The 17475-nt window shown below is 70.7% G+C and carries 13 protein-coding genes, 1 tRNA gene and 1 pseudogene; 11 read left to right on the top strand and 4 right to left on the bottom strand.

Annotation, left to right across the window (positions count from 1 at the left end; all coding sequences use genetic code 11):
* Positions 1-144: 144 nt before the first annotated feature.
* Positions 145-342, bottom strand: coding sequence for a hypothetical protein (locus tag QFZ67_RS19760; protein ID WP_373430234.1), 198 nt, complete (start codon positions 340-342; stop codon positions 145-147).
* Between the two features lie 197 nt (positions 343-539).
* Here QFZ67_RS19760 and QFZ67_RS19765 point away from each other — a divergent pair.
* Positions 540-1092 (top strand): annotated as a pseudogene (locus QFZ67_RS19765) (tyrosine-type recombinase/integrase); the annotation flags it as partial.
* Positions 1093-1683: 591 nt separating this feature from the next.
* Entirely contained in the window at positions 1684-2904 is a 1221-nt protein-coding gene (locus QFZ67_RS19770; RefSeq protein WP_307662411.1) for an FG-GAP-like repeat-containing protein, read from the top strand.
* A 389-nt stretch (positions 2905-3293) separates the two neighbouring features.
* Here the strand turns inward: QFZ67_RS19770 and QFZ67_RS19775 are convergent, their stop codons facing one another.
* Complete coding sequence (locus tag QFZ67_RS19775; RefSeq protein WP_307662412.1) at positions 3294-4169, bottom strand: bifunctional DNA primase/polymerase; 876 nt, start codon at positions 4167-4169, stop codon at positions 3294-3296.
* A 313-nt stretch (positions 4170-4482) separates the two neighbouring features.
* Here QFZ67_RS19775 and QFZ67_RS19780 point away from each other — a divergent pair, with 313 nt between their 5' ends.
* From QFZ67_RS19780 to QFZ67_RS19815, 8 genes are all read left to right on the top strand, one after another.
* A complete protein-coding gene (locus QFZ67_RS19780) occupies positions 4483-4788 on the top strand; it encodes a hypothetical protein (protein WP_307662413.1) in 306 nt (101 codons plus the stop codon).
* A gap of 224 nt (positions 4789-5012) precedes the next feature.
* Positions 5013-6203 (top strand): acyl-CoA dehydrogenase family protein, encoded by a 1191-nt coding sequence (locus QFZ67_RS19785; protein WP_307662414.1) that lies wholly within the window; start codon positions 5013-5015, stop codon positions 6201-6203.
* An 8-nt stretch (positions 6204-6211) separates the two neighbouring features.
* Positions 6212-7159, top strand: a complete 948-nt coding sequence (locus tag QFZ67_RS19790; RefSeq protein ID WP_307665898.1) for a bifunctional MaoC family dehydratase N-terminal/OB-fold nucleic acid binding domain-containing protein — start codon at positions 6212-6214, stop codon at positions 7157-7159.
* Complete coding sequence (locus QFZ67_RS19795) at positions 7159-8190, top strand: acyl-CoA dehydrogenase family protein (protein WP_307662415.1); 1032 nt, start codon at positions 7159-7161, stop codon at positions 8188-8190. Before QFZ67_RS19790 ends, QFZ67_RS19795 begins: the two co-directional genes overlap by 1 nt.
* A complete protein-coding gene (locus QFZ67_RS19800; RefSeq protein WP_307662416.1) occupies positions 8187-8582 on the top strand; it encodes a MaoC family dehydratase in 396 nt (131 codons plus the stop codon). Before QFZ67_RS19795 ends, QFZ67_RS19800 begins: the two co-directional genes overlap by 4 nt.
* Positions 8579-9745, top strand: a complete 1167-nt coding sequence (locus tag QFZ67_RS19805; protein ID WP_307662417.1) for a lipid-transfer protein — start codon at positions 8579-8581, stop codon at positions 9743-9745. The genes QFZ67_RS19800 and QFZ67_RS19805 overlap by 4 nt, the downstream gene beginning before the upstream one ends.
* Positions 9746-9950: 205 nt before the next feature.
* On the top strand, positions 9951-10532 hold the full coding sequence (locus QFZ67_RS19810) for a SigE family RNA polymerase sigma factor (RefSeq protein WP_307662418.1): 582 nt from the start codon (positions 9951-9953) through the stop codon (positions 10530-10532).
* A 199-nt stretch (positions 10533-10731) separates the two neighbouring features.
* A complete protein-coding gene (locus QFZ67_RS19815) occupies positions 10732-12378 on the top strand; it encodes a long-chain fatty acid--CoA ligase (protein ID WP_307662419.1) in 1647 nt (548 codons plus the stop codon).
* Positions 12379-12453: 75 nt separating this feature from the next.
* Here the strand turns inward: QFZ67_RS19815 and QFZ67_RS19820 are convergent, their stop codons facing one another.
* Positions 12454-16389, bottom strand: coding sequence for a PAS domain-containing protein (locus QFZ67_RS19820; RefSeq protein WP_307662420.1), 3936 nt, complete (start codon positions 16387-16389; stop codon positions 12454-12456).
* A 168-nt stretch (positions 16390-16557) separates the two neighbouring features.
* Positions 16558-17013 (bottom strand): SSI family serine proteinase inhibitor, encoded by a 456-nt coding sequence (locus tag QFZ67_RS19825; protein ID WP_307662421.1) that lies wholly within the window; start codon positions 17011-17013, stop codon positions 16558-16560.
* Positions 17014-17259: 246 nt separating this feature from the next.
* On the opposite strand from QFZ67_RS19825, the gene QFZ67_RS19830 reads away from it, so the two are divergent.
* A tRNA-Ser gene (locus QFZ67_RS19830) sits at positions 17260-17353 on the top strand.
* The last annotated feature ends 122 nt before the right edge of the window (positions 17354-17475 follow it).

Raw genomic sequence — 17475 nt, forward strand, 5'->3', positions numbered from 1 at the left:
CTGCCCGCTCAGGGCCTGTCACCAGGCAATGTGGGCCATGTGTGGGCCAGCGGAGGCCGCTGGTCCAGGGAGCGGGACAGCGTCGTCCTGCCTGAGATGCGCGAAGGACGACGCCTCGCGAACGCATGTGGCTGGCGGGATGGGTCAGTCGGGCAGGGGAACACGGATGACGGGGTCGAAGGGGCGCTTGTTGAAGCCGGCACGCACGTTCCGGCAGTCCGGCGCCTTGCACATGAAGAATCCCTCGACGTTCTTCCGGCTTGTGCGCTCCTTGAGCCAGATCTTCTCCAGGGCAGTGAGAGGACGATGTGGTTCGTCGGAGTCGCAGGTGTAGCAAAACATCGTGTTGCGCGGCACGACACCTCCTGAGACGGGCGGGCAGGCCAAGTCAGGAGCATATGGAGACATCTTGGGCGACAGACAGTAGGCAACCGGCCGTCTCCGGGCAGAGGGCTGTTGCACGTGCACCACGCCGGTGACGTGCAGCGCCTAGGTGATCGATTCCAGGGGGTAGTAGTCACTGCGGCCTTCGTGCTCGCATCCTGCTCGGGTTCCGCCGCGGTGAGTCGTCGGCCTTCGCTGGGAAAGCCTGGACCTCGACAAGCGTGAGATCCGTGTCCGTACACAGCGGCAGCGCGCGGTGAGGCGTACGAGGACGATCCCAAGGGCCGCCGTCGTCGGCAGACCCTGCCCCTGTCCGCCCTCTGCGTCGTTCCCCTGCGGTGGCAGCGGATGCGACAGGCGGCATTGCGCGAGAGCGCCGGGGATCAACGGGAGGAGACGGGATACGTCTTCACGACGCGCACCGGCCGGCCGATCGAGCCGCGCAGCCTGTACCGCTCGTTCACCCGCGTCGCCCAGACCGCCGGGCTCCGAGTGATCCGGCTGCATGATGCCCGGCACGGTTGCGCGACTCTGCTGACCGCTGCTGGCGTCGCTCCCCGCGTCGTAATGGAGATCCTCGGCCATAGCCAGATCGCTGTCACGCTGAACATCTACACGCCCGTTATGCAGGACACGCAGCGCGAGGCAGTGAGCCACCTGGACCGGATGCTCAAGCGGCGGCCAGTCGTGAATGACCGCCCCAGTTGATGTCAGAAGTAGATGTCAAAGGCCCCCAGCCTTGATCGGCTGGGGGCCTTTTCACTGGTGGGCGCGGACGGTTTCGAACCGCCGACATCTGCTTTGTAAGCCTGGCGATGATCTCTGAATTGTCTGCCCAGGTCATCGGGCCTGGGGAACGACACAGCCACGGTAGGCATATCGGCCCCGTTGCGTACCTCCGCTGACCGCTACTAGCCGGTGGTTCTGGCACGGTAGTGGCACGACAGCCAGGGCCTGTCCTGTCGATCACGGTGAAGGGCGGTGGGGCCGCCAAGCAGGGGGCCACGATGATCGTCGTGGCCGAGTTCTTTGCGGTGCCGGACGACGCATCAGCGGCATCGGCGCTTGAGAACGGGCCGGGGCAGGTGTGCGAGTGCCCCTCCTTCGTCGGCATCCCCGTGCTCGACGGCCCGACCTGGCCGCTGGACCGGCGTTCCCGCCCTACGACCATGATCCGTTCGTGGAACCGGGCCTGCCGCACGAGATGGCGACGCGCGCGATGGAGTGATCACGTCGGCAAGGTATCTTCCTCCCGCGGCACGTCGAGCGTCTCTCCGCGCCGCGTCAGGGAGGGAAGAAATGCGTGTATCACTGCTTCGGCGCCTGGCCGCGATGGCCACGACGCTGGGGCTCACCTCGCTCGGGCTCCTCGGTGCGGGCGCGGCGCCCGCACAGGCCGCGATCAGCGACTGCCCGTCGGGCTATTTCTGTGCCTGGAAGACCGACAACGGCACGGGCACCATGTTCAAGACGAACGCGAACAAGGCGACGCTGGGGACGTGGGACAACACGTTCCAGTCCGTCGTGAACCGCACGTCCAAGTTCGCCTGCCTGCACGACGACACGAACTACAGCCGGAACGGCGGCGTCTCCATCTGGGACCCCGACCCCGCGGGTACCGAGTGGGGCTACTCCCACCGCACCGTCAGCTCGGTGAGCCTCGTCCCCACCGAGCGGGAGTGCTTCCTCCCGGCATACCCGGAGTGGTACGCCACGACCGCGCCCCAGGCAGCGGGCTTCGGTGACCTGAACGCCGACCTCCGGGCCGACGTCCTCGTCCGGGACAAGGCGGGCCGGCTGTGGTTCCTGCGCGGCGACGGCACCGGGCAGCTGGTCGGCAACAGTGGCTGGAACGCCATGAACGTCCTCGTCCGCCACGGCGACTTCAGCGGTGACGGCCGCGAGGACGTGATCGCCCGCGAGGCGTCCACCGGGACGCTGTGGCTGTACCCGGGCGCCGGCACCGGCAGCCTCGGTGCGCGCAAGCTCATGGGCAACGGCGGCTGGAACGCCATGAGCGGGATCGTCGCCTTCGGTGACCTCTCCGGCGACGGCCGCTCGGATGTGCTGGCCGTCGAGAAGGCCACGGGCAAGCTCTGGCTGTACCCCGGCACCGGCGCCGGCAGCCTCGGTGCCCGCAAGCTCATGGGCAGCAGCGGCTGGACCGGCATGAGCGCCCTGGTGGGGGCCGGTGACATGAACGGTGACGGCCGTGCGGACCTGATCGCCCGCAAGGCCTCCACCGGGGAGCTGTGGCTGTACCCGGGCAAGGCCGGGGCCCTCGGGTCCCGTGTGCTGATCGGCAACAGCGGCTGGAACGGCATGGACACGTTCCTGGGCCTGGGCGATGTCACCGGCGACGGCCGTGCCGACCTCGTCACCACCACCAAGAGCAGCTATGTCGGCCAAGGCTGCCGAGGCGTCGGCTGCCAGCTCGTGTACCCGGGCCGCGGCAACGGCGCGCTGGACTCGCGCGAGGAGACGGCCACCGACTGGTGGAACCTGAACGGCTTCTTCTGACCGAGGGAAAGGGCCTCCGCTTCCGGGTGGAGGTCCTTTCGCATGTGTGGCGCCGGGCCGCGCTGGTACCAACCTCGGGTGCACCCCGCCTGCACCACGCCGAGGAGTGCAAGCAGCCCGTACGGGCCGCGGAAACCCACATCGAGGGGAAAGGCCTCCGTGGCGGCAGCGGCAACAGGATGTCCAGGTCGCCGGCGGCCGCCGCAACCGCTTGAAGCAGGCCCCTGCGGTCGCCACCCCATACGACAAACGCGGCTATGCCTACCTCGGCAATGCGATGGCGGCGGCCCTGGTCATCTGGCTCCGTACCTGACGAACGGACGCAGCTCCCCCGTTTCCCCAGCCCCCGTTTCCCCAGCCCCCGTTTCCCCAGCCCCCGTGCCCTCCCGTCAGCGGCCCCGGCCCGAGGTGAGCCGGTCCGCCGAGGCGATCGTCGCGCGGGCTTCGTGCTCGCTCAGGCCCGCGCGGACCGCCGCTTCGGTGAGGGCGTCCGCGAGGTCGTCGCCGAAGCCGTTCTCGTAGGCGCGGCAAGCCGCCCAGAACAGCCGGGTGTTGCGCTGGCCTTCGTGGGCCGCGAGGACGAACTGGACCAGGCCCTGGCCCTGGAACGGACGGGAGGGAGCGGCGTGCGTGGGGTGGTGGGGGCGTGCGGGGGGTGTGATGAGGCGCAGGAGCGCGCGGGGGCACGGCGCGGGGGACAGCTCGGCCGTGCCGGGCGCGAGTCGGTACGCGCCGTGGGCGCTCACCGAACCGGGGCCGACGAGATAGCCCCCGGCGCCGCGGACGTCGATGCCGGCGGCGAGCCGGCTCGCGGAGTTCGGGACGACGACGTCCGGCGGGCCGGTCAGCCAGAGGTGGCGGCCGCCGCTCGGGGTGAGGACGGTGACCGTCTCCGGGATCGTGAACAGATGGCGCAGGGCCAGGTGCTGCAGCGCGGCCACGGAGTCGGTCGAGGACTTGGTGTCGAGGTCGATGCCGATCAGATGGTGCGGCGGCCGGCCGCAGGCGATGCCGTAGCCGGTGGCCCAGGGGGCGGCGGCGAACAGGGCGCGGATGCCCGCCGGGTCGGTGGTGGCGTCGTGGACGCCGTGGCCCGGCAGGCCGCATTCTCCGCGGCACAGGACCGGCTCGGGGTCGCCCCGGTGGGGTGAGCGCAGGGCGGGGAGCTTGGTGGGGGACAGGGGGATGACGGGGAGCCCGCGCTCGGCGGCGGAAAGAGCGTGGGCGAGGGCCAGGGTGGCGGTCTGCCGGTCGGTGATGGCCATGGCTCTATTTTCGTACAAGCGTTCGAAGAAGGGAAGAGGGAAAGACTGGCCGAAAACATGCCGAAACGCTTCACCCCTTGTCCTGGCCGGGCTGTGTGGTGTGCGCCGATGTGAACTGGGGGCTCTGCGGGCGCGAAGGGGGTTTATCGGCATGTCATCACGCTTGAGGGCGAATTGGGTGCTCCGGCGTGGTTCGCCGGGGATTCGGTGGGCAACTCTGATCTCGCGACGTCGTGACCACGATCCGGGGCGGTCGGCCAACTGCCCTGGAACAAGCCGTACTTCTGCAGTTCCGGTTCATGGAGGAAATGACATGGCAAGCATCCGCACCGCCCGCGCCATCGCCGCTGTCGCCGCCCTGCCACTCGCTGCCGCCCTCTTCTCGGGTGTTGCCCAGGCCGACAACGGCGCGTTCGCGGACGACGGATCGAACGCGACGGTGGCGTCGGTCGTCAGCGGCGTAGGCGGCGACAACTGGGGCAATTCGACCACCACTCAGCAGGTGGCGAGCGGCGCCGGCGCGTCCAACCAGAACAACACCGCCAGTGTGAACGGCTCCGGCTTCACTGCGATCGACCAGTCCAACACGGTGGTGAACTTCACGAGTCTGTGGTGGTGACCGGCCCGAGGGGGGTTCGATCAAGGGGTGAACGACTGCCTGCGCGGCGGCACTTCGGTGCCTCCGCGCAGGCGGTTGTGCGTCGTGGCCGTCTGCTGTGGTTGTGCGTGCGGCTGTGCCTGCCGCTGTACGGGGTGGCCGCGTCCGGCCGCCGACCTTGACAGCGGGCGCGCATCTGACGGACAGTCAGAAATCCTGACCCGTACGCCCGGGAGGCGGCCCCCGTGCACCTCGCCCCGACGGAGCGGCAGCAGCGGCTGCGCGCCGAACTGCGTTCGTACTTCCGAGATGTGATGCCGGACGGACCGCCGCCCGCCGACGACGAGACGGGGCAGCGCCGGCTGCTGCGACGGATCGGCGCGGACGGGCTGCTCGGACTCGGCTGGCCCGTTGAGTACGGAGGCCAGGGGCGGGGCCCCGACGAACAGTTCGTCTTCTTCGACGAGGCGTACCGGGCGGGTGCGCCTGTCTCCATGGTGACGCTGAACACTGTAGGCCCGACCCTGATGAAGTACGGGACCGCGGAGCAGAAGTCGTACTTCTTGCCGCGCATCCTCAGCGGCGACGTCGTCTTCGCGATCGGCTACAGCGAGCCGGAGGCCGGGACGGACCTCGCCTCGCTGCGTACGCGCGCCGTGCGGGAACGCACTGCTGACGGCGACTCCTGGGTCGTCGACGGGCAGAAGATCTTCACCAGCAACGGCCAGAACGCGGACTGGATCTGGCTCGCCTGCCGTACGGACCCGCAGGCGCCCAAGCACAAGGGCATCTCGATCATCCTGGTGCCGACGGACGCGCCCGGATTCGCGTGGACGCCGATCGAGACAGTGGGCGGGCTGACCACGACGTCGACGTACTACGACGGGATACGGGTGCCCGCCGCGAACCTGGTCGGCGAGGAGAACGGCGGCTGGGGGCTGATCACCAACCAGCTCAACCATGAGCGGGTGGCGCTCGCGGCGATCGGGATGCAGGCCGAGGACTTCTACGAGGCGGCGCTGGAGCGGGCGCGTACACCCGATCCAGTGACGGGCGAACGCCGGATTGACGAGCCGTGGGTGCAATTCAGAGCGGCTGAAGTGCACGCCCGGCTGGCGGCAACGCGCCTGCTCAACTGGCGTTTGGTGGGGGATGTGGGGGCGGGCCGGCTGGCGCCCGGCGATGCGAGCGGCGTGAAGTTCGCGGGAACCGAATCCGCGGTCGAGGTGTATCGAATGTGCCAGGAAATCACGGGGGAGGCGGGGCTGATCCGGGGCGGATCGCCCGGCTCGCTCGACATCGGAGCTCTGGGTGACGGGGAGCTGGAGCGGATGAACAGAGCGGCGCAGATCAACACCTTCGGGGGCGGGGTGAGCGAGGTGCAGCGGGAGATCGTCGCCACGATGCGGCTCGGCATGAAGAGGGGAAAGAGGTGAGCGGGGAAGTGGTGAGGGGGCAGGTGGTGAGCGAGGAAGCGGTGAGCGGGGATTTCTACGGACGCCTGAAGGCGTACGAGGGGAGGGCCGCGGCCACGGCGGGCGTCGGCAAGGACCTGGTCAACGAACCGATGATCAGGCACTGGTGCGAGGCGATGGGGGACGCCAGCCCCGCCTACACCGGCCCTGACGCAGTAGCGCCGCCGACCATGCTGCAGGCGTGGACGATGGGCGGTCTGTCCGGGCACACGGACCGGTCGGCTGCGCAGGACGAGCTGTTCGCCCTGCTCGACGGGGCGGGGTACACCTCGGTGGTCGCGACCGACTGCGAGCAGGAGTATCTGCGGCCGCTGCGGCCGGGGGACCGGATCACCTTCGACGCGGTGATCGAGTCGGTGTCGGAGCTCAAGACGACGAAGCTGGGGACGGGGCATTTCGTCACGACACGGATGGACGTCCGGGCGGACGGGGAGCAGGCGGGCACCCACCGCTTCCGGATCCTGAAGTACGCCCCGGCGGCGAAGGGGAAGCCCAGGGGGAAGACCAAGGGTGAGCGGCCACGGCCAGTGATCAACCGGGACAATGCCGGATTCTGGGACGGGGTGGCCGAGCACCGGCTGCTGATACAGCGGTGCGCGGGGTGCGGGGCGCTGCGCTCTCCCTGGCTGCCGGGGTGCGCCGCCTGCGGCTCGCCGCAGTGGGACACGGTCGAGGCGAGCGGCGCGGGGACCGTCTACTCGTACGTCGTGATGCACCACCCGCCCTTCCCCGCCTTTGACCCTCCGTACGCGGTGGGGCTGATCGAGCTCGAGGAAGGCGTGCGGATGGTCAGCAATGTCGTCGGCGTGCCGTACGACAAGGTGCGGATCGGGATGCCCGTTCAGCTTGAATTCCTGCGGGTCGACAAGGAGTTGGAGCTGCCGGTTTTCAGAGGCTCGGGCGGGGGTGCGGGCTGATGGACTTCACACCCACCGAGGAGCAGTCCGCGGCGCAGGAGCTGGCCGCGCGGATCTTCGGTGACCTCTCCACACATGAGCGGCTGGCCGCCGCCGGGAGCGGGACGGACGCCGAGTTGTGGAAGGCGCTGTGTGCGGCGGGGCTTGTCGGGGCCGCCGAAGACATAGGCGTGCTCGGTCTGGTGCTGCTCTTGGAGGAGCAGGGGCGGACCACCGCACAGGTGCCCTTCGCGGCGACCTGTGTGTACGGACTGCTGGCGGTGGCCGCGCACGGCACGGACGAGCAGCGCGTCCGGCTGCTGCCCGCACTGCGGGACGGCACGGCGGTGGCGACCGGGGCGTTCCCGGCGCGCGGAGGTGGGATACGGGCCACCGCGCCGGGGCAATTGAGCGGCGCCCTGCCGTTCGTGCCGTGGCTGCGGGACGCCACGCATGTGCTGGTCCCCGACGCCGACCGGGCGCTGTGGCTCGTACGGACAGCTGACGCGGAGGTGTCGGAGGTGGAGACCACCGCGCCCTGGGCGGCCGGGCGGCTAGTCCTGTCCGGGACGCCGGGCGAACGGCTGGGCGGGCCCGGTGCGTACGAATCAGTGCTGGCCCTGGGGCGTACGGCCTTCGCCGGCCTGCAGGCCGGGGTGTGCGCGGGTTCCCTCGCCCGGGCCGTCCAATACACCTCGACCCGCGAGCAGTTCGGGCGTCCGCTCTCCACCAACCAGGGCGTGCTGCTGCGCGCGGCCGACGCGTACATGGACACCGAGGCCATACGGGTCACGGCCTACGAAGCCGCCTGGCGGCAGGACGTAGGCCTGGACGCGGCCGCCGAGGCATTGACAGCCGCCTGGTGGGCCTCCGAGGCCGGCAAGTGTGTCGTCCACGCCGGGCAGCATCTGCACGGTGGGACCGGCGCCGACCTGGACCATCCCGTCCACCGGCACTTCCTGTGGGGGCGCCAGCTGGACGCCTACCTCGGCTGCGGCGCGGAACTCCTCGCCGAACTGGGTCAATTGCTCGCGAAGGAGGAGCCCGTATGACGAGTGCCGGAGAGGAGCTGCCACCGCTGACCATCCCCATCACCCGCACGCTGATCGTCGCCGGGGCCATGGCCTCCCGCGACTACCAGGACGTCCACCACGACTCCGAGCTCGCGAAGGAGCGGGGATCCCCGGACATCTTCATGAACATCCTCACGACCAACGGCCTGGTCGGGCGGTACATCACCGACTGCTTCGGGGAGCGGGCCGTGCTCCGTAAGGTCGCGATCCGGCTGGGCGCGCCCAACTACCCGGGAGACACCATGGTGTTGAGCGGCACGGTCACCTCCGTGGAGGGCGACGCCGCCGAAGTGCGGATCGTCGGCGCCAACAGCATCGGCAACCACGTCACCGGCACAGTGACGGTGACAGTTCCGGGGGAAGGATCATGAGCATCCGCAGCCGGGACACGCTCGGCGGCCGGGCGGCCGTCGTCGGGATCGGGGCGACCGAGTTCTCCAAGGACTCCGGGCGCAGCGAGCTCAAGCTGGCCGTCGAGGCGGTGCGGGCGGCTCTCGACGACGCAGGTCTCTCCCCCACCGATGTCGACGGCCTGGTCACGTTCACCATGGACACTAGCCCCGAGATCACCGTCGCCCAGGCGGCCGGCATCGGCGAGCTGTCGTTCTTCTCCCGCATCCACTACGGCGGCGGCGCGGCCTGCGCCACCGTGCAGCAGGCAGCGCTGGCCGTCGCCTCCGGGGTCGCGGAAGTGGTTGTCTGCTACCGGGCTTTCAATGAACGGTCCGGGCGGCGCTTCGGCTCCGGAGTGCAGCACCGGGAGCCGTCGGCAGAGGGCACGGCGCTCGGCTGGAACCTCCCGTTCGGGCTGCTCACCCCCGCCTCCTGGGTCGCCATGGCAGCGCAGCGCTATCTGTATACGTACGGACTCACCCCCGAGGCGTTCGGCCATGTCGCCGTCACCGACCGCCGCCATGCGGCGACCAACCCCGCCGCGTACTTCTACGAGAAGCCGATCACCCTCGCCGACCATGCCGCATCGCGCTGGATCGTCGAGCCGCTGCGGCTGCTCGACTGCTGCCAGGAGACCGACGGCGGCCAGGCGATCGTCGTCACCAGCGTCGAACGGGCCCGCGACCTGCCGCAGCCGCCCGCGGTGATCGTCGCCGCGGCGCAGGGAGCGGGTCGGGCGCAGGAGCAGATGACCAGCTTCTACCGCGACGATCTCACCGGCCTGCCCGAGATGGGCGTGGTCGCCCGGCAGCTGTGGCGGACGTCCGGGCTCGCCCCCGGCGACATCGACGTCGGTATCGTCTACGACCACTTCACCCCGTTCGTACTGATGCAGCTGGAGGAGTTCGGGTTCTGCAAGCCCGGTGAGGCGGCGGATTTCGTGGCCGCGGACACGCTGCCGCTGAACACCCATGGCGGCCAGCTCGGCGAGGCGTATCTGCACGGGATGAACGGCATAGCGGAGGCGGTCAGACAGCTGCGCGGCACCTCGGTGAACCAAACACCGGGCGCGGCCAGGACACTGGTCACGGCGGGCACCGGCGTCCCCACATCCGGGCTGATCCTGGGCGCTGACGGGTGAGCAGCCGTGGTGGCCGTATGCGCATCGGTATGCGTATCGGCGGCCCTGACGATGACCGCGGGCGTGTCCGTTGCCCTGTCCGACCCTGAGGGTCTCCTCCACCTTCAGGAGGTGAGGGCAACACCACCAGTACAACCTGAGGCGGACAACGCTTCGGGACCTGGGGCCGATCCGCGACAGTACCGCCCACTCCTAGCGTGGACCTATGACCACGCCAGTCTGCACAAGCGCTTCGAAGGCCGCCGCGCCGGTGCCTTCCTACGCGCCGACCGCGCGCTATGCGCCCTGCGCACGCTATTCGTCGTTCTCGTCGTACGTACGGGCGCGGGGGCCCGTGCTGCTGCGTACCGCCCGCTCGCTCACCGCGAACCCGAGCGACGCCGAGGACCTGCTGCAGACCGCGCTCACGAAGACGTATGTCGCGTGGGAGCGGATCGAGGACCACCGGGCGCTCGACGGTTATGTCCGCCGTGCCCTGCTGAACACCCGTACCTCGCAGTGGCGCAAGCGCAAGGTGGACGAGTTCGCCTGCGACGAGCTGCCCGAGCCGGAGACGGTGCCCACGCCGGACCCCGCCGAGCAGCAGGTGCTGCACGACGCCATGTGGCGCGCCGTGATGAAGCTGCCGGACCGGCAGCGGGCGATGGTCGTGCTGCGTTACTACGAGGATCTCAGCGAGGCACAGACTGCCGAGGTGCTCGGAGTGTCGGTCGGCACGGTCAAGAGCGCGGTGTCCCGGGCGCTCGGCAAGCTCCGCGAGGACCCGGAACTGTCGCCCGTGCGCTGATCCGGTCCGCTCCCGTGCGCTGATCCAGTCCGGCCCCGGTGTGCTGATCCAGTCCCGCCCGTGCGCTGATGTGAGTCCGATCCCGTCTGCCGATGTGGGGCGAATCCTTACTCCCGGGTAGTGACATACCAAGCGGTACGTGAGCAGAATCTTCACACCTTTACTGCCACCTAGCGCTAGCGCCCACCGGGAGGACGCCGTGCTGAGCACCATGCAGGACGTACCGCTGACTGTGACCCGCATCCTTCAGCATGGGATGACGATCCACGGAAAGTCGCAGATCACCACTTGGACAGGTGAGGCCGAGCCGCAGCGCCGCACCTTCGCGGAGGTCGGGGAGCGTGCGACCCGACTGGCCAACGCCCTGCGCGACGAGCTAGGGATCGACGGCGACCAGCGCGTCGCCACCCTGATGTGGAACAACGCCGAACATGTCGAGGCGTACTTCGCGATCCCCTCCATGGGCGCCGTACTGCACACCCTCAACCTCCGCCTCCCCGCGGAGCAGCTGGTGTGGATCGTCAACCACGCCGCCGACCGCGCCGTCATCGTCAACGGCTCGCTGCTCCCGCTGCTCGCGCCGCTGCTGCCGGATCTGCCGACTATCGAGCACATCGTGGTGTCCGGCCCGGGCGACCGCGGACTCCTGGCCGACACCCAGGCGCGGGTGCACGAATACGAGGAGCTGATCGCCGGCCGCCCGACCAGCTACGACTGGCCGGAGCTGGACGAACGCTCCGCCGCGGCCATGTGTTACACCTCCGGCACCACTGGCGACCCCAAGGGCGTGGTCTACTCCCACCGCTCCATCTATCTGCACTCCATGCAGGTCAACATGGCCGAGTCGATGGGGCTGACGGAGCGCGACACGACCCTGGTCGTCGTCCCGCAGTTCCACGTCAACGCCTGGGGCCTGCCGCACGCCACGTTCATGACCGGCATCAGCATGCTGATGCCCGACCGCTTCCTGCAGCCCGCGCCGCTCGCCGACATGATCGAGCGCGAGAGGCCCTCGCACGCCGCTGCCGTCCCCACCATCTGGCAGGGCCTGCTGGCCGAAGTCGCCGCGAACCCCCGGGACCTGAGCTCCATGAAGCAGGTCACCATCGGCGGCGCGGCCTGCCCGCCGGCGCTGATGGAGGCGTACGACAAGCTGGGCGTGCGGCTGTGCCACGCCTGGGGCATGACGGAGACCTCCCCGCTCGGCACGATGGCGCACCCTCCTGCCGGGCTGAGCGCGGAGGAGGAGTGGCCGTACCGCGTCACCCAGGGCCGTTTCCCGGCGGGCGTCGAGGCCCGTCTGGTCGGCCCCGGCGGCGATCTTCTGCCGTGGGACGGCGCGTCGGCCGGTGAGCTGGAGGTGCGCGGCACCTGGATCGCCGGCGCGTACTACGGCGGCGCGGGCGGCGACGACTTCAAGCCCGAGGACAAGTTCAGCGAGGACGGCTGGCTGAAGACCGGCGACGTCGGCGTGATCAGCTCCGACGGTTTTCTGACGCTGACCGACCGCGCGAAGGACGTCATCAAGTCCGGCGGCGAGTGGATCTCCAGCGTCGATCTGGAGAACGCGCTGATGGCTCACCCGGAGGTCGTGGAGGCGGCGGTGGTCGCGGTCCCGGACGACAAGTGGGGCGAGCGGCCGCTGGCGACGGTGGTGCTGAAGGATGGTTCGACCGCGGACTACGAAAGGCTGAAGGCCTTCCTCGCCGAGAAGATCGCGAAGTGGCAGCTGCCGGAGCGGTGGGCGGTGATTCCGGCGGTGCCGAAGACGAGCGTGGGCAAGTTCGACAAGAAGGTGATCCGCAGGCAGTACGCGGACGGCGAGCTGGACGTCACACAGCTGTAGTACGTGCGGCTGTAGTGCGTGCAGCCCCAGTACGTGCTGCAAGGGGCGGCGGTGACAACTGCCGCCCCTTGCAGATCAGTTTGTCCCGATCTTCGCCAGCAGGTCGACGATACGGGCCTGGACCTCGTTGCTCGTGGAGCGTTCCGCCAGGAAGAGCACCGTCTCTCCCGACGAGAGGCGTGGCAGTTCAGCGCGGTTGAGGCCCGCCGAGGTGTAGACGACCAGCGGGGTGCGGTTCAGCCGGCCGTTCGCGCGCAGCCAGTCGATGATCCCGGCCCTGCGGCGGCGTACCTGCATCAGGTCCATCACCACCAGGTTCGGCCGCATCTGGGCGGCGAGCGTGACCGCGTCCGCGTCCGCGCCTGCGCGGGCGACCTGCATGCCGCGGCGTTCCAGGGTCGCCGACAGCGCGAGCGCGATCTCCTCGTGCTCCTCGATCAACAGCACGCGCGAGGGGTGCTGTTCACTGTCGCGCGGGGCGAGCGCCTTGAGCAGTACGGCCGGATCCGCTCCGTACGCCGCCTCCCGCGTCGCCTGCCCCAGACCCGCCGTCACCAGCACCGGGACCTCAGCGGCCACCGCTGCCTGGCGCAGCGACTGGAGCGCGGTCCGGGTGATCGGGCCGGTCAGCGGGTCGACGAAGAGCGCCGCCGGGAAGGCTGCGATCTGCGCGTCGACCTCCTCGCGCGAGTGCACGACCACCGGGCGGTAGCCGCGGTCGCTCAGTGCCTGCTGCGTTGAGACGTCGGGCGCGGGCCAGACCAGCAGCCGACGCGGGTTGTCCAGCGGCTCCGGGGGCAGTTCGTCGTCGACAGGCTGCGGCTGCGGCTGGTTGGCCACCTCGACCGCGCCGCCCGGGCCGTCGAGCGGCTCGGGGCCCTCCGCGCCCTCGTCGGGCGCGCCGATCACGTACGCCCGGCCCTCGGACCGGTCGGCCGGCAGCCGCGACCCGGTCTGCGCCGGGGCCTGCGGGTGCGGCCGGGCGGCGGTCTCGGGCCGCTCGCCCTCCGGGGGCGTGGCCAGCTTGCGGCGGCGGCCGGAGGCGAGCGTCTGGTTCTGCTGCTGGGCGATCTGCTGCGAGAACGGCACGCCCTGCCCGAGCGTGCGCACGCTGAACGCCCGCCCCTGCGTGGAGTCCGCCGGAGCCGGAGCCTCGGCGGGCAGCGGCTGGGCGGCGCGCGGCGCGGCCGACGGCCCGTCGGCGGCGGGCTGCGGCAAGGGCTGCGTCGGTCGCTGCGTCTGCGTCTGCGTCTGCGGCGTTTGCGGCTCCGGCAGGGATACGGAACCGGTGACCTGGGCCGTCTCCCCGGTGCTCGCGGCGCTCGCGGTGCTCTGGGCGGTGCTCGCGGCGGTGGCGGTCTCGTCGACATCCGCCGTGTGCTGACCGGTCGAGCCGTCGGAGGCGAGCGCCGCGAGACCGGTGCCCGAGGTGCTGGCCTCCGCCCACTCGGGCTGCGTCTGCGGCTGTACGGGGGGCTGCATCTGGAGCTGCCCGTCCGGCTGCACGCCGGGCGGTACGGGCTGCGCGTCCGGTGCCTCGGCGGGCAGCGGCTGCGCCTCCTTGCGGCCGCGGCGGCGGCCCGTCGGCACGGGATGCGGCTGCGGCGGCGTGTGGTGATCGGTGCCAGGCTCGGTGCGTACGGCGTCGTGTCGGCCCGGCAGCGAGGCATCCGTCTCGCCGGCCGTCGGCAAGATCCGGTCGGCCTCGGCCGGCGGCAGCGCGAACGCCGTACGTCCTGACTCCACCTCGGCCGGCGCGGTCGCCAGCGCCCGCCTGGCTCGCCGCCCGGCAGGCGCACCGGGAGCCGGACCCGGAGCCGGACCCGCGCCCGGACCCGGACCTGCGCCCGGACCCGGAGCAGCGGAGAGTTCGGGCAGCCCGCTCTCCGCGCCGCGCCGCGCGCGCCGCCCCGAGGGGCCTGTTCCATGTGGTTCGACGGGCACGCCCTGCGGCGGCACCGTCTCGCCGAGCGCCGCGCGCCCGGTCGACGCCGCGCCCTCCGCGGCCGTCACCACCGAGCCCTCGGCGGGCCGGACGCCGCCCGCAGCAACCGCGACGGCCTGCTCGGCGGGGCTCGGCCGCCCGCGCCGCCGCCCGGTCCCGCCGTTTCCGCCGCCCCCGGCGCCTCCGCCGTTTGCGGGACCACTCCCCTCGCCCGAATCCTGGGCCGGGATCAGTTCCTGCTGCGTCTCCTGCCCCTGCGCCCGGCGCCGCCCCGTCGGCTGCGCGGCCACCGGGTCCTCCATGGCCACCGGGCTTTCCAGGAAGGCATCCGTGGAGGCCCGCCGCGCGCGCCGTCGCCCGCGCCCGCCGGGCGTGCCCGTCTGCTGCTCCGGCAGCGCGAGTGCACCGGCCTGCTCCGGAGCCGGAGCCGGAGCGGGAGCCGTCACCGTCCCCGAGCCCTCGCCGAGCGGCACCTCCAGGACGTACGCGCTGCCGCTCATCCCCGGCACCTCATGCGTCTGCAGCACGCCGCCGTGCGCCCGTACGATCCCGCGCACGATCGGCTCGTGCACCGGGTCTCCCCCGGCGAACGGCCCCCGCACCTCGATCCGTACGACGTCACCGCGCTGCGCCGCCGCCACCACGACCGTCGAGTCCACATACCCACCGCCCGGAACCACCCGGGCCTTGCCGGTCGAGTCGACCCCGGCCACGTCGGCGACCAGATGCGCGAGCGCCGTCGCCAGCCGCCCCGCGTCCACCTCGGCCTCTATCGGCGGCGCGTGCACCGCGAACTGTGCCCGCCCGGGACCGATCAACTCGATCGCGCCCTCGACGCCCGCCGCCACGACACCGTCGAGCAGTACGTTCGCCTTGTTCAGCCCCTCGGCGCCGGTGTCGAGCCGCTGGAAGCCCAGCACATTGTCGACAAGCGTTGTCATCCGGGCATATCCGGCGGCCAGATGGTGCAGGATCTGGTTGGCCTCGGGCCACAGCTGGCCTGCCGGGTCGGCTGCCAGCGTCCCCAGTTCGGCGCGGAGTTCCTCCAGCGGCCCCCGCAGCGACTCGCCGAGGACGGCGGTCAGCTGGGCGTGCCGGGCGGCCAGTTCCTCGTACCGCTCCGCGCGCGCCTCGATCTCGGCGGAGTACCGCTCCGACTTGTCCGCCAGCTCGGCAGTGAGTCGCTCGGTGGTCTCGGCCAGCTCGGCAGTGAGCCGCTCGGTCGTCTGCGTGACCTCCGCCGCGTGCTGCTCCGCCAGCTCCTCGTAAGGACGCCGGTCGGTGAAGGTCATCACCGCGCCGACGAGCTGGTCCCCGTCCCGTACCGGCGCGGTCGTCAGATCGACGGCCACCGTCGAGCCGTTCTTCGCCCACAGCACCTGCCCGCGCACCCGGTGCTTGCGGCCGGACTTGAGGGTGTCCGCGAGCGGTGATTCCTCGTACGGGAAGGGCTCGCCGTCCGCCCGCGAGTGCAGGATCAGCGGATGCAGCTCCTGGCCGCCCAGGTCGCTCGCCCGGAACCCGAGGATCTGCGCGGCGGCCGGATTGACCAGAACGACCCGACCGTCCGTGTCCGTCCCGACGACACCCTCGGACGCGGCCCGCAGAATCATCTCGGTCTGCCGCTGCGAACGCGCCAGCTCCGCTTCCGTGTCCACGGTGCCCGAGAGATCCCGTACGACGAGCATCAGCAGCTCGTCGCCGGTGTAGCCGGTGTACGAGTCGTACGCCTCACGACCGTCCTCCAGGCTCGCGCTGGTCACCTCGACAGGGAACTCGCTGCCGTCCGTACGCCGCGCGACCATCCGGGCCGGCTTGGTGCGCCCCCGCTCGTCCGCCGCCTCGGGCCGTCGCATGGAGCCCGGGATCAGCCGGGAGTCGAAGGAGGGCAGCAGATCGAGCAGCCCGCGTCCGACGAGGGCGGTGCCGGGCGTCTCGAAGAGTTCGAGGGCGATGGTGTTGGCGTTGACGACCGTGCCGTTGCAGTTGACGAGCACGAGCCCATCCGGAAGGGCGTCGAGTATGGCTGCGAGGCGAGCAGCGCCTCGGGATGGCCTGCTGCTCACGACGGCGGTTCCTCCCTGACCTACTGCATGGTGCGGACGGCCGGTCCCATCTTGCCCCTCGGGCCTCAGCCTGTCACTGGAGGGAGTCTAAAGGCAGCGATGTGCGAGGGGCGGCGGATGAGGGGGAGCTCTCACCAAGGTTGTGTGCACATGGCGTACGCCTTGGGCCTATGACCTGGTGTTCGGCAGTACGGGCTCCATGGTCCGCCAGCGCGAGATTTCGCAGCCGTCGGTCCGCCTGAAGGTGGCGTCCACGCGCTGCCCCTGCCAGGTGCCGGTGATGTGCGCGGTCTGGGGCCCGCCCATCTGCTGGGTGCACATCTGGTCCTGGGGCACTGGAGCAAACGGGTCCATTCCGTCCCGCGCCAGCTGGTCCAGCCGGTCGCAGGCGGCCTGCGCGGAGGGGTGGGTCCCGCCGGTGGGCCCGCACTCCAGCTGGTACAGCCCGTCGGTCCGCGCCCCGGTCTCGGAGACGGTCATGGTCAGCTGGTCCGCGGCCTGGGGCGACAGCAGCGGAAGCGGGAGGGGCAGCGCGAGGGGCAGGGGCGAGGCCCCGGCGGCAGGCACGGCGGCGACCAGCGCGGCGAAGGACGCGGTTGCGGTGAGGACGATGCGGCGCAGCATGGGAGCTCCTGGAGCTGAAGAGATCACGAATCCTTCAAGGGCAGCGAGGCCCCGGCATCTCTAACGCTCCTTGAGCCTCGGCGTTGCGCAACCGGAAGTATGTTCTCCGGGGGACCGCCCCCGGGCCCCGGGCCCCCGGACTTTGCTCTGCGGCCCGCGTGCCTAGTACCGTGGGCAGCGATTGGTGACACCCCGCTGGGCTGTGTCATCATCTGCACGCACCACTCGCGCCCACGCGGGTGGGCTGGAGGCGTCGCCTAGTCCGGTCTATGGCGCCGCACTGCTAATGCGGTTTGGGTCTTAAAGCCCATCGAGGGTTCAAATCCCTCCGCCTCCGCCAGTTGATCACCGAAGCCCCTGCCAATGGCGGGGGCTTCGGTCGTTTCGACGTTGTTTTCGCAGGTCAGGCGGGGTGCGCTTAACGGATTTCACCTGACGGCGCGGGTCATGTAATGTTGTTCC

Source organism: Streptomyces sp. V1I1 (assembly GCF_030817355.1).
Taxonomy (GTDB): Bacteria; Actinomycetota; Actinomycetes; order Streptomycetales; family Streptomycetaceae; genus Streptomyces.